12 protein-coding genes and 1 pseudogene are annotated in these 15,472 nt (G+C 43.7%); 12 read left to right on the top strand and 1 reads right to left on the bottom strand.

Annotated features, from left to right (window positions below; translation table 11 throughout):
• Positions 1-2: 2 nt before the first annotated feature.
• The 5 genes from AC3WTJ_RS12790 to AC3WTJ_RS12810 all read left to right on the top strand — a co-directional run bounded on the left by AC3WTJ_RS12790 (position 3) and on the right by AC3WTJ_RS12810 (position 4,855).
• Positions 3-332: an antibiotic biosynthesis monooxygenase family protein gene (locus tag AC3WTJ_RS12790; RefSeq protein ID WP_492522063.1), complete on the top strand. Its 330-nt coding sequence runs from the start codon at positions 3-5 to the stop codon at positions 330-332.
• 63 nt (positions 333-395) lie between these two features.
• Positions 396-959 carry a TetR/AcrR family transcriptional regulator gene (locus AC3WTJ_RS12795; RefSeq protein ID WP_492522064.1) on the top strand — a complete coding sequence of 188 codons (564 nt, stop codon included), beginning with the start codon at positions 396-398 and terminating at the stop codon, positions 957-959.
• Positions 960-1,281: 322 nt separating this feature from the next.
• Complete coding sequence (locus AC3WTJ_RS12800) at positions 1,282-2,163, top strand: oxidoreductase (RefSeq protein ID WP_492522065.1); 882 nt, start codon at positions 1,282-1,284, stop codon at positions 2,161-2,163.
• Positions 2,164-2,217: 54 nt separating this feature from the next.
• Positions 2,218-3,384, top strand: coding sequence for an MFS transporter (locus AC3WTJ_RS12805; RefSeq protein WP_492522066.1), 1,167 nt, complete (start codon positions 2,218-2,220; stop codon positions 3,382-3,384).
• Between the two features lie 40 nt (positions 3,385-3,424).
• On the top strand, positions 3,425-4,855 hold the full coding sequence (locus tag AC3WTJ_RS12810) for an aldehyde dehydrogenase family protein (RefSeq protein WP_492522067.1): 1,431 nt from the start codon (positions 3,425-3,427) through the stop codon (positions 4,853-4,855).
• A gap of 177 nt (positions 4,856-5,032) precedes the next feature.
• Here the strand turns inward: AC3WTJ_RS12810 and AC3WTJ_RS12815 are convergent.
• Positions 5,033-5,249 (bottom strand): annotated as a pseudogene (locus AC3WTJ_RS12815) (S-Ena type endospore appendage); the annotation flags it as partial.
• 391 nt (positions 5,250-5,640) lie between these two features.
• Here AC3WTJ_RS12815 and AC3WTJ_RS12820 point away from each other — a divergent pair.
• The 7 genes from AC3WTJ_RS12820 (at position 5,641) to AC3WTJ_RS12850 (ending at position 15,212) form a co-directional block, all read left to right on the top strand.
• Positions 5,641-7,479 (top strand): cache domain-containing sensor histidine kinase, encoded by a 1,839-nt coding sequence (locus AC3WTJ_RS12820; RefSeq protein ID WP_492522068.1) that lies wholly within the window; start codon positions 5,641-5,643, stop codon positions 7,477-7,479.
• Entirely contained in the window at positions 7,472-9,079 is a 1,608-nt protein-coding gene (locus AC3WTJ_RS12825) for a response regulator (RefSeq protein WP_492522069.1), read from the top strand. Before AC3WTJ_RS12820 ends, AC3WTJ_RS12825 begins: the two co-directional genes overlap by 8 nt.
• Positions 9,080-9,182: 103 nt before the next feature.
• Positions 9,183-10,502 (top strand): ABC transporter substrate-binding protein, encoded by a 1,320-nt coding sequence (locus AC3WTJ_RS12830; protein ID WP_492522070.1) that lies wholly within the window; start codon positions 9,183-9,185, stop codon positions 10,500-10,502.
• Between the two features lie 175 nt (positions 10,503-10,677).
• Complete coding sequence (locus AC3WTJ_RS12835; protein WP_492522071.1) at positions 10,678-11,580, top strand: carbohydrate ABC transporter permease; 903 nt, start codon at positions 10,678-10,680, stop codon at positions 11,578-11,580.
• A gap of 14 nt (positions 11,581-11,594) precedes the next feature.
• Positions 11,595-12,434, top strand: a complete 840-nt coding sequence (locus AC3WTJ_RS12840; RefSeq protein ID WP_492522072.1) for a carbohydrate ABC transporter permease — start codon at positions 11,595-11,597, stop codon at positions 12,432-12,434.
• 448 nt (positions 12,435-12,882) lie between these two features.
• A complete protein-coding gene (locus tag AC3WTJ_RS12845) occupies positions 12,883-14,544 on the top strand; it encodes a sensor histidine kinase (RefSeq protein WP_492522073.1) in 1,662 nt (553 codons plus the stop codon).
• Between the two features lie 47 nt (positions 14,545-14,591).
• A complete protein-coding gene (locus tag AC3WTJ_RS12850; protein ID WP_407871813.1) occupies positions 14,592-15,212 on the top strand; it encodes a response regulator in 621 nt (206 codons plus the stop codon).
• Positions 15,213-15,472 lie beyond the last annotated feature (260 nt).

Raw genomic sequence — 15,472 nt, forward strand, 5'->3', positions numbered from 1 at the left:
GTATGACACTGATATCAGCGAACAATAACGTTCTTACTTTTATTAATGTGTTCACGGTGGAACCGGAAAATCAGGAACGTCTCATCGATTTACTAACTAGTGCAACAGATGTCTCCGTTCGATACGCGTCAGGATTTATTTCTTGCAGTTTGCACCGTGGAACAGAAGGGACGAAAGTAACGATGTATGCGCAGTGGAGAAGCGCGGAAGATTACCAAGCGATGCGAAATGACCCTAAACCTCTTCCGTATCTTCAGGAAGCAATGACGATAGCAAAGTTTGAACCGGGCAGCTATGAAGTAGTCAAAACTTTTGAACCCGCCGCGGAATAAGGCTCTGCCTACTTGACATCTACCTCGGGCTCGTACTAATGTTAGTGCCAAGAGGTGGAATCCATGAGCAAGAAACAGGACATAATGACCGCCACACTCGACTTAATTGACGAAGAGGGACTTCAGTCGGTTACCTTCTCCAAAATATTTAAGCGAGCAAACGTAGGGTCTGGCACGATGTATAACTATTTTGCAAATAAAGAAGAACTGGTTAATGCAGTGTATAAAGAAGCACGGATGATAATGGGAGATTACTTGATGCAGGATTATAATCCTGAAGCAAGCCTGTATGAGCGATTTAGGTGTCTTCAGTTAAATAGACTGCAGTTCGGCATTCATTGTCCCAAAGAATTCATGTTTATTGACAGCTTCTCCTATTCACCGTATATCTCACCTGAGCTGCGCGCGATGGACGATGCCCATAACTCCCGCGATGTGATTATTTCTTTGATTATCGAGGGCCAAAAGCAGGGGATTTTGAAAGAAATGGACTCGCATTTGTGTCACCAGCTCATGCACGGGATGATAGCTTCAATTCTAAAAGGATACTACGTAAAGAAATATCCGATGAACGAGCTCCAAATTCAACAAATTATGGAAGCTTCATGGAAGGCGATTCTCGTTTGAAAAACAGTCTAAGGAACTTATTAGGTTCCGTGGGCTGTTTTTTTTTGTGTGGATTTAGAAAATAAATTCCAAAGTATTCGAATTTTATATTGATTGAGTTCTAATTATGGAATTTAAATTCCACTAATTTGTTGGCTTACCCTCTTTGGAAATTGAAATTTTTGTGCTAATTCTGCTTTTAATGCACTAATATTATGATTTGATTTCACAATGCCATATCTGTTTGGAATAAAAATTCCGAAATGTATTGACCTATTGTTGTTGAAGGAGTATATTATCTATGGAACAAATATTCCAAGCAAAATGAAGGAGGCAATATTATATGTCTAAAGTTTGGTTGATTACAGGGAGTTCACGCGGGTTTGGTCGCAGTCTTGCCGAAGCGGTATTGGCTAAAGGAGATCAACTTGTTGCTACAGCTCGCAATACAGAGCAGATTGCCGATCTTGGAGTACGTTATGGCAGCCAGGTTCGAATCGTGCAGTTAGATGTAAATCGATTCGAGCAGGCTGAAGCCGCTATCCAGACCGCTTTCGAAACGTTCGGACGATTGGATGTCCTTGTTAATAATGCAGGTTACGGTAATGTCTCTTCTATAGAAGAAACGTCGATGGAAGACTTCCGCGCGCAGGTGGAAACAAATCTCTGGGGCGTTATTAACGTTACAAAAGCCGCGCTGCCCTTGTTAAGAAAACAAGGCCATGGTCATATTGTCCAATTTTCTTCAATTGGCGGCAGAACAGGCGCACCAGGTCTTGCACCTTACCAGACAGCAAAATGGGCTGTGGAGGGTTTCTCCGAAGTACTGTCCAAAGAAGTAGCGCCACTGGGATTAAAAGTCACCTTAATCGAACCGGGCGGTTTCCGTACCGATTGGGCTGGCTCTTCCATGCAGCATATCGAGCCTGGAGAAGAATACCGAGACACAGTCGGCGGCTTGCTGAAACATCTTCGCGATACAACCGGCAAAGAGAACGGCGATCCGGATAGAGCTGCGCAAGCGATCATTCAGATCGTCAATGAGGAGAATCCGCCTCTTCGCTTATTGCTCGGAAGCGATGCAGTAGCCATTGCAAATGCGGTGGACCAAGGCAAGTTAGCGGAAACGAAACGTTGGCAGGCGCTTAGCCAATCAACGGATTACGCATCCAAAGCGTTGGACCCGGAAGTAACGCGCATGTATGACGAGTTTGAAGAAAAATAAGCTTGCAACATACGCTGCTGATTTGCCATACAAAGTCAGAAAGAGGTTGCATCTATGAAACTGAGTGCAAGAATTGCTTTATTATCGATGGCGGTTACGACCACCTTCGGAACGATGATGGCTGCGCCGGCGGTTAAACCGCTGGCTGTGGCTTTCCCCGGAACCAACGCGCTGTTGGTACAGTGGGTCGTTACGATTTCTTCTCTATTTATTTTGCCGACCTTATTTATGGCAGGAAATCTCGGCAGACGGTTTTCTCGGAAAAACATTTTAATAGTAGGTTTGCTGATGTATATCATTGGTGGCGTTGGCCCGGCCTTTATGAACTCATTTGAAATGATCTTAGTCTTTCGGGCGCTCTTGGGTCTCAGCATCGGCCTCATTTCTCCAACGTTTAACGCTTTGATTGCGGAGAATTTCCAAGGCAAAGAACGATCGCGCATGAATGGTATACAGACTTCAATTAATGGCATTGGTGGAGCTATTTTTTTATCTCTTGGCGGAATTATCGCATCACTTGGATGGCGCGAAGTATTTTTAACTTATCTGTATGCCGCCTTGTTATTTATCTTGGTCATAGCCTTTCTACCTAAGTTTCCGCCGATTCAAACGGAAGTGGTGGCGAAAGGGACCGCTAAGCTTCCGAAGTTTTTCTATGCGGTTGCAGCTGCGGCCGGCCTTCATTCGATGATGTTCACTTTGATTCCGACGAACCTTTCCCTATATCTGTCCAATAATGGCATTGGCACCGTAGCTTCAGTAGGCTACTTGACTGCTTTCGCTCTAGTTGGTGTTTTCGTCGGAGGGCTAGCGGTAACCCGATTAAGCATCATGTTAAAAAAACTGCTCGTCCCGTTGGATTTAGCTGTGATGGCCGGAGGCTTCTTGCTGTTAGGTTCTGCACACTCGGTGTGGACCGTAGCGCTTGCAGTATTCATGATTGGTTTGGCAGAGGGCATGCTGTTCCCGCTATCTTTCATTAAAACAGCGGAAGTTGTGCCTAAACTTAGCTTAACATCCGCCATTTCATTAATGCTTGCTTGTGTCTATGCCTGCCAATTCCTTAGCCCTCTATTTGTAAAAGGGATAGAACTGCTGCTTCACACGGATTCAACTCGTGGCGTATTTATGGCGATAGCTGCAGCTTTGGCTGTAAGTGCAATAATTTACTTGCCGATTGCTCGTAGCCGGAAAAACGGAGCTGTGCAATCCATTTCTTAAGATCACAACAATTAAAACTACAATAAAGCAGGTGCCTGTTATGAGAAACATAGATAAAATTTATATAGATGGAAAATTTGTAACACCAAGGGGTGCGGACCATTTGGATTTGGTTAACCCTTCTACTAGAGAAGTTTTTGGCCGTGTAACGCTCGGAAATGAAGAGGATGCTAAACTAGCTATAGCGGCGGCGAAAGCGGCATTCGCTGCTTTCTCAAGGACGTCTGTGGAGGAAAGGTCCGCCATGTTACAGCGTTTGAACGACGCAATCTTGGATCGAATCGATGAATTGGCGGAAGCGAATATCCTCGAATACGGCGCTCCTCGAATGGCTTCAATCGGGAGGGTCAAATTGGCCGCAGCTAACTTGATGGATAGCAAAGAGGCGCTGGAACAGTTCGATTTTGTCCATATGATCGGCAAAGCTAAAGTTGTTTCCGAATCCGTAGGCGTTATCGGTATTATCACACCTTGGAATGCAAGTTATTCGCAGATTACGGCCAAACTAGGTGCAGCGATAGCAGCTGGATGTACGGTTGTGATTAAGCCGAGCGAATTAAGTGCTTTGCAAACCCAACTATTAACGGAATGCTTCCATGCAGCGAAAATCCCGGCTGGCGTTATCAACATTGTGAATGGTCTTGGTACTACAGTAGGAGCCGAACTTACGCGTAATCGGGACGTAGCCATGATTAATTTTACCGGTTCGACACGGGTCGGAAAAGAAATTCGCAGAGCTACCGTAGACTCCATGAAGCGTGTTACTTTAGAGCTTGGCGGTAAATCTCCGAATATCGTTCTCGACGATGCGGACTTTGCCAAAGCAATCCCTGCCGCGGTCAGATCGTGTTATACGAACAATGGTCAAGCCTGTGTTGCCGGTACTAGATTGTTCGTTCCCGAGCACCGGTTGGAAGAGGTTAAGAAACTGGCAAGAGAAACCGTAGAGTCAATCAAAGTTGGACTTCCATCTGAAGCAGATACGATTCTGGGGCCGCTTGTTACGGAGAAACAGTACAATCAGGTTCAGCGTTACATTTTATCCGGTATTCAAGAGGGTGCTGAGTTGGTAGTTGGTGGCGAAGGCCAGCCGCAGGGGTTAGAAAAGGGGAACTTTGTTAGACCGACGGTATTTGCTAACGTTACGGAAGAGATGACGATCGCAAAGGAAGAAATTTTCGGACCTGTGCTTTCGATTTTAACATACAAAAACGAGGAAGAAGCCGTTGCGATGGCTAATAACACGGACTACGGTTTGGGTGCTTATATCAGCACGGCGAACTTGGAGAAAGCGAACGAATTGGCGTCCCGTATCCAAGCGGGTGTGGTGCTCATCAACGGGGCAGGTTTTGAAATGAAGGCACCTTTCGGCGGGTTCAAGCATTCCGGAATCGGGCGTGAATATGGTATTTACGGTCTGGAAGATTGCTTGGAAACCAAAACGATTACCGGTTTCGATCTTCCGATGTAAGATATTGATTTCATATAAGGATCAAGTTCTTGTCTGGTGGCGAGAGCTTGGTCTTTTTAATATGGCTTAAGGCTAACGTACAAGCATTTAATAGGTTAAAAGCATTTACTAGTAATAGAGTTTGCGCGTATATGTAAATGCAATTGTAGTAAAGAGAGGGGCTGCTAGAAATGTCATTTAGCTACCCAAAAAATAAAAAGGCGTTCGTGGTAAAGTTAAACGTATAGATCCGAATCTTCGATAAGTAAAAGATAGACTCGATCCAGGGGAAATGGTGATTGGCGTAATCATGGCAACTCCAGCACTATTCAATAGAATCAAACGTAATATCATCAGGTCCAACATCATATTGCAAATAGCCTGTTCCGACAATATTTTGATTAATGTTATTTGTGGATGAGTGAGGGAATGCGCATGAACCGTTGTAAAAAGTACATTATAGAGGCGATTAGAATCCCAATTGCAGCAAAATGGTTGCGTTAAGTACAACATAGAATACCGTCGCGGCAGCAAAGTTGGTTGTACATAGAATGCTGTCGCACTCGCAAGTTGGTGATGAGTAAAAAGTGATAGGAGCCGGATAAAAACCTCCTTAACCGGGACTGCTTACAAATAGTCCCGGTTAAGGAGGCTTTTTTGTTATAATGGCTAGATGATAGATTTTCGACATTTTTCTTGCTAACTACAAAGAATACGACATAAAATGCCAATAATACTACATTCCTATGCCGAAAAAGAGTATGTTATGGTTTTCTTGATGCACGATTTTCATAGGAGGTACAAAAATGAGAGGATTTACTTTTCTGTTCCGATCAATTCGGGGAAAGATACTGGTCTCTTTTTTTATTTGTATTATGATTCCGATTACAACTATTTTATATAGCTTTTATCAATCATCCGGTGCGGTAGTAAAAGAAGAAATACAACGCAGCAATCAAGAAGCATTGCATCAAGTAGCAATCAATATGAATGATTTAGCAGAACGCATGTTAAAAGCATCGAATCTTATTATGAATGATCCTGATTTCAATCAATTTCTTGATGCCGGGACGGATTGGAACACGAATTATCAGGACCTGAGACGATATAATATTGTGCAGCAAAGACTTAGTAACGTACGGGACATTCTGCTCGATAGTGGAGCGGTGATCGCTGTGATCGATAACCGCGGGTTTGTCCACACAACCTTGTCTGAACCAAATGACCTAGGCAAACAAGCTCAATTGCTTAATCAGGTTGAAGCAGAAGACTGGTTGAAGGAAACGAAAACCCAGAATGGTTGGCCGGTATGGAAGTATCCGTACGAGGGGGCTATTCAAAAGTTGGCCGGTGCCGGTGAATCTTATTTTACCTTAAGCAGAGCTGTCCAGGGAAACCCGAACGAGGTGGCTAACGTTCTATTTATCGGCATCCCTTCATCCGTCTTTCTTCATGTCAAGAAACAGCCGTGGCACACGGAACATAGCAGCTTCATGCTGCTGAATGAACAAAATCAGCGGGTTGGAGGCGAATCGCCGCTAACGCTTGAAGAGACGGATGGTTTGATCAAGCGGCTGCTTTTAAATGAACAGGTTGGAAAGGCTGAAAGCGAGATTTCAATCCGGGATTACGCAATCAGCATGGAAAAGTTCCCGCGGCTCGGTTGGAAACTTGTACAGTTTACTCCGCAAACACAGTTATGGAATCAACTAGGGGGAATCCGCAATCAGTCTATGCTTTGGTTATTTGGGTGGTTTCTCTTGTTTACAGTGGTGTTTATTTATTTCATGATTCGGTTAACAAAACCGTTGAAACAACTGGTATCATCCATGAATCGCCTTGGAAGCGGCGACTTCCACTCCTATGTGTCGATAGAGGGAAAAGACGAGTTTACGATACTCGGCAATCATTTTAATCGTATGCTTGACCGCTTGCAGCAGTTGATTATGAACTTGTCCGAAGAGCAAAAGCGTAAGGAAGAGGCAAAACTTCAAACGCTTCAAGCGCAAATCAATCCGCATTTTTTATTTAATACACTTAATTCAATCAAATGGATGGCGATGTTATCCGGCGCTAGACATGTGAGTCAAATGATTACGAAATTAGGCAAGCTGCTGCAGTATACGATGAAGGTTGGCGAGGAGTTTGTCACGTTGGAAGACGAGATTACGCATCTGGCTTCATATCTAGATTTGCAGAAGATCCGGTTTAACGATAACATACGTTTTCAATTCCATATTCCTGCGGAACTTAACCATTTTTCGGTTTTAAAGTTTATTTTACAGCCGATTGTAGAAAATTCGATTATTCACGGGCAGAAGATGCCGTTGCTCATAGAAATCTGTGCGTCAATTGAGGATGGCGCCCTAATGATTAGGGTTACAGATAACGGCAATGGAATTTCGGAGGAGCGCCTCGAAGAACTTGGGAAGGAACTTAGTCAAGATCATGCGAGATATCGTGGAATTGGGATATACAATGTGAACGAAAGGATCAAAATGCATTTTAGCAGTGCTTACGGGATCGTGATGAATAGCACGTTGGGGGAAGGGACGGTGGTGACGGTTAAGTTGCCACTGCAGTCTGTTCCGGTAGCCACTTCGGCAGAGGATCAAGCAGATAAGGAGACGAACAGTGATGATTAGAGTACTCATCGTAGATGATGAATTTTTGGTGCGAGTAGGGCTGAAGACGATAATTCCATGGGAACAGAATGGCTTCGAGCTTGTGGGTGAAGCAGCTAATGGCGTTGAGGCTCTACATATTCTGAACGAACAGGAATGCCATATCGTGGTAACCGATATCCGAATGCCAAATTGTGACGGACTACAGCTGCTCGAAGAGATGAAAATCGTTGCGCCCCAAGCGAAATGCCTGATTCTATCCAATCATAACGATTTTGAGTATGTGCAGAAGGCGCTTCGTCTTGGCGCAGTCGATTATATTCTGAAACTCACGATGGAGCCAGAAGAGCTGCTGGAAAAGCTGAATCAACTTAAGGAATCGATTGAGCTTGAGACGGTTAAAACCATGGAAGACTCACAGCTCAAATACAAGATGACCAAATATGGAAAAGAAGCTAGGGAAAAGCGCATCAGGGAACTGCTTGTGAAGCAAAACAGCACACGCAGTGACGTGGAGGAAGTGATGCGCGAGTTTAATCTTCGGCCCTACCGAACACCGATCTATGTGGTGAACTTTCAACTGGATCATTACAACGAAGTAGTGGAGCAGAATAAATTCCAAAGCGAAAGATTGCTGCATTTTACGGTAGCTAATATTTTGACGGAAATTTTCAAGAAGTATGGCGAAGATGAACTGATCGAAATTGAGAACGGCAAGTACTCAATCATTGTCGATCATCTACAGGCATCCATGCTGCATGAGGTTCAAGAAGCCGTAGCTGCTTTCCTCGAGATTACGATCAGCATAGGAGTGTCAGGGCCTGTGCAAGAAATCCTGGACGTTCACCAAGGATTTATTCAAGCGGGCGAGGCGCTCGCTTATCGGTTTTATGAACAAGAAGGCGCTTTTATCTACTTTGAGCACATTCAGGCGGTTGAGCCCGGCACCTTTCAGGAGCCTTGGTCAGATGAGGACTGGGAGCGGCTCGTAGAGAAGAAAGATGCTGTCGGTTTGCAGCAAAAATTGGATGAGGGCTACGAGGCTATTCAAAACGGGCCGAAGAGTAATCCAGAGGATATGCGGGAAGCATGGGTTCATCTCGTACATATATTAGAAGCTTTTGCCCGGAAATTGGGGGGAGATCTCTATTCAGTTCCGCTTCATGGGGCTATGTACCCGTATCACGCGGTGCGCAGTCTGGAGAGAATGCGTGATATATACCTTTGGTTTCACGGTTGGCTGCCTGTGTATCTTGACCAAATCAAGCTGTATTCCAATCAGCAGTATCGCCCTGAGATTCAAGCTGTAATCAACACGATTAAGGAGCAGTTTGATCAGCCGTTGAAGGTGTCGGAGCTTGCAAAAAAGGCAGGTTTCACGGAGAACTATTTAAGTGTGCTGTTCAAAAAAGAAACGAGTGAAACCATCATGGATTATCTGATCCGAATCCGTATGGCCCGGGCCCGAGAGCTTCTGAAGGACCAAGCCTATAAAATTTATGAAATTTCCGAGATGGTAGGCTATGGGGACTCCACATATTTCAGCAAGCTGTTTAAGAAAATGGAGGGTGTTTATCCGCTTGAGTATCGGAAGCTTTACTTAGGCAAATCTGCTTCGTAGAAAAGTCGGGTTTTTAGCAGGAAATCACCATGTTCTCACATATCGGTATTTGTTACGCTGAAGCTGTTCAAGTGATCTTGTACAACTTTAGGAGGGGATAGACATGAATAAATGGTATAAAGGGTCAATTGCTGTCATGCTAACAGCATCCATGGTATTGACAGGTTGTGCGGCTAAGAATGATACTGCCGTTGTAAAAACAGATAAAAAAGCGGTGAAACTCGTCGTTTGGGGAGCGGTTCCTGAAGAAACGGGACCAAAGACTGTAGTTGAGAAGTGGAACAAAGAGCATCCTGACATTCAAGTGGAATACGTTCGTTATATTAATGATGATTCAGGTAATACCAAGCTGGACACGGCGTTGATGACACAAAGCGATGCGCCGGACATCTTCTTCAGCTACGGTGAAAACAACTTGTACCGCCGTGAAAATGCGGGGATGACGGTACCGCTTGATGAGATGATCAAGAAGGAAAACTTCGACGTGGACGGCGTGATTGGGAACAACAATGTCCTGAAGTACAAAGATCAATATCATTACCTTCCGGCTTACAAGAATGTGGATTTTGTAGTATTAAATAAGAAGGCACTTGACGAAGCCGGCGAAAAAGTACCGGCAGATTGGACCTGGGACGATTTTTTGACGCTTGCTGGGAAGTTGAACAAAGGGGATCGTAAAGGCAGCTTCATTACGCCGGGGGCTGACTTGTTGATAGGGAAATTCACGCTTGTTTCCTCCCAACCGAAAGATTCTTTCTATAAACAGGATGGTTTGTCCAATTTTAATCATCCTGCCATGAAAAAAGGCCTAGACATTCAAAAAGCTCTTTACGACAAAGGATATATGGTGGGTTGGGGCGAAGGACTTGCAAATAAGCTGGATCCGGCTAACGAGCTGTTAACCGGCAAAGCCTCTATGGTTTATGGCGGTGCATGGATGATGCGGAGCTTGAAAGATAAAATCAAATGGCCAAGAGACTTCTCTGTTGCGTTCGCGCCGGCTCCTCAATATGAAAAAGGAACGAACGTAAACAACGGCGGTATGAACGATTTCATGTCCATTAACAAAAACAGTGCCAACAAGGAAGCCGCTTTTAAATTTATTTCGTGGTACTTGACTCAGGGTAACATGGATATGGTTCCAGGCGGGCGTATTCCGACGAATAAAAAAGCGGACATGACGCAAGTCACACAAATGATCGTTGGAGACAATAAAGACATCATCGATCAAGAATCACTGGCAAACGTTTTGAAAGCGAACTATACCTTTGCGGTTCGTGAAAGAGCGGTCGCATTCCCGCAAATCACTTCTATAACGAAAGAAGAAGCGGAAAAGTATTTCATGAACCAACAATCGATTGAAAAGACGCTTGAAACGATGCAAAAACGGGCTGACCAAGCGATACAAGCCGAAAAGAAGTAATGCTATTCTAATAAAAAACCTGCAAGCTCTTTATTGAAGAGATTGCAGGTTTTTTTTGTTCCATTCGGCTTTATAGACATCGCAGAATTAGACAGAAAACGCCAAGTTTCGACCATTCCGCTTGATTCCCCTTTTCACTACAATGAAACCAACTAAGAAAGGAGTGGGTCAAGCCGTGAAAAAAGGAGTTCAGAAACATCGATATAGAGATAATTTGGCTGGATATTTATTTATTTTGCCCAACTTTATAGGGGTACTTGTGTTTATTCTTGTCCCGCTGCTCATCAGTTTGATGATGGTATTTATGGATTGGGACTATTTGCAGGGAATGGCTGGCATTCAGTGGGTTTGGTTAGACAATTTCATTCAGCTTGTTCATGATGAACTATTCTGGAAGTCGCTTGAGAATAACGTTATCTTCACCGGTGTAACGGTGCCGGCGGCGATGTTGTTGGGCTTAATCATAGCGGTCATTCTGAATCAATTTGTGTATCTTAAAAATTTCCTTCGCGTACTCTTTTTCTTACCGTATGTGAGCAGTATCGTAGCAATCTCAATTGTATGGAGCGTGCTGTATAACCCGACGCAAGGGCCAATTAACCAATTTCTAAAATCGTTAGGCGTCCAGCAGCTTCCAGGCTGGCTTGCAAGTCAGCATTGGGCACTGCCGGCAATCATGATTATGGTCATTTGGACATATACGGGGTATACGATGGTCTTATACATGGCTGGGATTCAAGGCATATCCAAGGACTTGTACGAGGCAGCAGATATCGATGGCGCAACAAAGTTCAGGCAGTTCTTCAATATTACGATGCCAATGCTGAAGCCTACGAGCTTCCTCATTGCCGTGACACTCGTTATTTCTACGTTCCAGGTGTTTGCTGCCGTTTCTGTTATGACAAAAGGTGGGCCATTGAACTCTACGATGGTGTTGTCTTATTACATTTACGTTCAAGCCTTCCAATATTATAAGGTTGGTTATGCAGCGGCGATGTCTTGGATTCTGTTCATTATTATTTTCATCATTACGATGATTCAATGGAAGGGTCAGAAAAAATGGCAGGATCAATTTTAAAAGGAGGAGAAATCATGGGAACATTATCCATACGTAAAATCATGACGAAGTCGATAGTAACCGTCATTTTCACAGGGCTTGGAATTGTGATGATTGCGCCGTTCTTATGGATGCTTTCAGCTTCGTTCAAGCTGCAGTCCGACATTTTTAAAGCGCCGATTGAATGGATTCCGCACGTGTTTCATTTTGATAGCTATCAAGAAGTTTGGGCTGGGAAACATCCTTTCTATGAGTATTATTGGAATTCGATTAAAATCACTTGTTTGACCGTGCTGGGCACGCTGGTGACAAGTTCCATGGCTGGTTTCGCGTTCGCAAAGCTGAACTTTAAAGGAAAAGAAGCGTTATTTCTTATTTACTTGTCAACCATGATTATCCCTACGCAGATTTTGCTTGTGCCCCGGTTTATTCTGTTTGATAAATTGCATTTGGTTAATACCCATGCGGCAATCATTTTGCCGGGGTTGTTTTCGGTGCTGGGTACTTTCATTATGAGACAATTCTTCAGCACGCTGCCGAACGAATTGTTGGAAGCTTCGAAAGTCGATGGAGCGAGTATTTTTCGAGCCTATTGGCAGATCTGTCTTCCTTTAACGAAGCCTGCTTTAGTATCGCTTCTTATTCTTAGCTTCACGTGGCATTGGAACGAATATGAGGGACCGCTCATTTTCTTGCGGACTAATTCGCTATATACGCTGCCGCTTGCTCTAACCAATTTCGTCGATGAGAACACGACGAACTATACAGCAATTATGGCGGCATCGGTTTCGTCACTACTTCCGCTTATTATCCTTGTCGCTTTCTTCCAACGATGGTTTGTTGAGGGGATTGCCAGCTCAGGTGTAAAAGGATAGCACCTAAATGGTAGATTATATCGAAAAGGTCCGCATATTCCTACAAAATGGGGCGCTTTTGGATGAAGAACAAGCCATTTCTTAGGTGTGTTATCGACATTAGGTCATATATCAGAGAGTTAAGCGCTAACACGGCTTAACTCTTTTGTATTTTTAATATTTTTAAAGGAATTTTATGGTACAAAAGGATGAATTTTAATTTGGTCATTCCAATCTGGTTGACATTTTTTTCCGACAATTGGTTAGGTCTAAATGATCAAACGTATAGATCGTAACTCCTGAAATTGGATATTCTATCCTTAATAGAGACAGAAAACTACAAAAATAGCGAATTATATAGTCATGTAGTGCTCTTTTGACTGTAAGAATTTAGCTGTTATGATTATGGTAAACATGGGTATTGTTGAAGGAGCCAAATACAAATATCGGTTAAAGGATGATTACGCAGATGAGAAAGATGTTCTCAGGTGAGAGTAGGGTCTTTTACTTGTACCGGTTTATTTCGCTGGCTGGGACTTCGTTAGTTTACGCTATTGAGGATCGTGGTCCCCCGTTAGGTGTCAAAATAGGCATCATCCTCGTGTTGTTCATCTTTGCTACATGGATTACAGACATGTACACCCAAAGCGGTAAAGCCTCTCGCACAATTAAAATAACCGTAGGCTTGGAAATGACGGGGATGATGGTCCTCCATCTTCTAAGCGGCGGTATGGACAGTCCGTTTCTGTGGTGTGTTTTCAACCCTGCTTGGATGGCTGCCAGCTATCTTTCCTCTGCCTATTGCTGGTTCATGATGCTAAGTTACTTTTTGTTTATTACGGCTTTTTCCTATTTTTTTACGAACGGGCAAATGGAGACACTTGGCAGTATGCTGCTAAGTGAAAATCGGTTTTACCTGATGCTGTTGTTTATGACACTCACCATTCAGTTATTGGCCGGTGTTAAAAATCGTCTTGAGATTGCGAATGCTCGAACCAATGAATCGATGGAGCATATGAAATCGCTGTATCAAATTGTGGAAGCAGCAACTCATAGTGATTCTGAGAATTTGAAAATTATTTTTGCTGAGTTTGCTTTAAAGTTGACCAAGCTGAGAATGTCTTTTTTCTGGGATGTAAATGGGCATGCCAAACCGGATCAACTGATTACACAAGGTGTGTTGCCGATTGGCATTGAAACGTCCCTTTCCGAAGCTTTTGACATGCAAGAAGCCGAGCTTAGACGGCTCGAATCCAGCAGGCTGATGAGTCTGGCGGAATACGGTGACTTTCTTGTCATGCCAATCAGGTCGTCGACCCGATTCTGGGGAGTCATGGGCGTTAAGATTGAGCCTGCCAGCTACGAGGAAGGCAGACAGGGGTATATTCAACAGCTTGGTTTTCTATCCGAGCTTTGCTCCGTCATCCTGGAAAGGCACCAGCTGGAACGAATCGAGAATCAGTTGATGATTATCGAGGAGCAGAATCGAATTGCCGATGAGATGCATGATAGTGTCTCGCAGTACATTTTCGGAATTGTTTATGCCGTGCATTCGCTGAGTCGCAAGTGGAAAGAGATTTCGAGAGAACAGATCAAAGAGCAGCTGCAGCTCATCCAAGAGTCTTCCGTAGCCGCTTCGCAAGAACTTCGTTCGACGATTTATAGTCTCAGTTCCAGAAAAAATGGCGGTGATTTTTGGATTACGACCGTCAAATCACATCTGGACAGCGTGTCCAAGCTGCATGCTGTGAAAGTGAATTTGCATGTAACCGGCGATGATCATCGTCTGCATGTGAATTATCAAAAGGCTTTGTTTCGAATTATTTCAGAATCCACGGGAAATGCCATTCGCCATGGGCACAGCACACTCATCAAGGTTGAGCTCCGTATAAAGCCGGATGAGGTGAGTTTGTCCGTTTTGGATAACGGAAGTGGCTTTAGTGTGAAAGAACGATTGTCAGATCCTAAAACGGTGGGTCTAGGCGTTAATAACATGGAACTGCTCGTCCAGTCACTAGGTGGAATCATTACTATTCAGAGCACACAAGGAAAAGGTACTCATATTCAACTGACCATCCCATTTCAACCACAGGACAACAAGGAACTCAATGAACTTCAGATGATGGGCTAAACAAGGTCATGTAGGTTATTCCCATTCAAACGAAAGCAGGTGGAACTTTGAAAGTTGTTATCGTAGATGATCATCCGTTGGTGCGTAGAGGATTGTCAGCTGTGCTAAAGCTTGAAGCAAACATCGAAATTTCTGGTGAATCGGAGACGGTGGAGCAAGCATTGGAGCTAATCAAGGAAACAAAACCGGATTTGGCTATTGTGGATCTAAAGTTAGGGAATCGCTCTGGTCTTGAAGTGGTAGAGAATATTAAAGATACACCATGCCGAAGCATCATTCTGACTTCATCAACGTCGGAGCAGGATGTAAGAAAAGCAGAAGCTGTGGGTGCGGATGGTTATGTACTCAAAGAAGCGCTTCCAGAAGAGTTGCTTTTGGCTATTAAATTGATTTTCAAAGGGAAAAAGTATTTTGATCCAGGTCTCATGGAAATGTTGTTTAAGAAAGAGGAAGAAGACAGCTTCAGCAAGTTAACGCCGAAAGAGCGGGAAGTGTTGATTGGTCTGGGAGAAGGTTTATCCAATCAAGGAATGGCTAAGAAACTCATGGTGACGGAGTTTACCGTTAAGAAACATGTAAGCCAAATTTTGAATAAGTTGTGTGTCAACGATCGTACGCAGGCGGCCTTGTTAGCGCAATCCAAAGGATTAGTCAGCGGTTTTCAGTGAGTCTTCAGAGCCATATGGTTCGAAAGTATACCATCGCTTTATTACATATGGGTATGAGTGGATACACGAAATAGACCCAAAAATTATAATTTCGAGTAATATCATAATTTTGGGAATTCATTTAGTATTTGACTATAACCAATTAAATGACAAAAAGCGGCATTCTTCATTCCATTTGGTAGAGTGCTTCAGCTAGCTTACAGGCTAGTTATCACCGTCGAATAGTGATTGTAGAGTGCTCTGTATAAAAGGAGTGATTG

This window comes from Paenibacillus sp. FW101-FHT12H11, assembly GCF_058790355.1.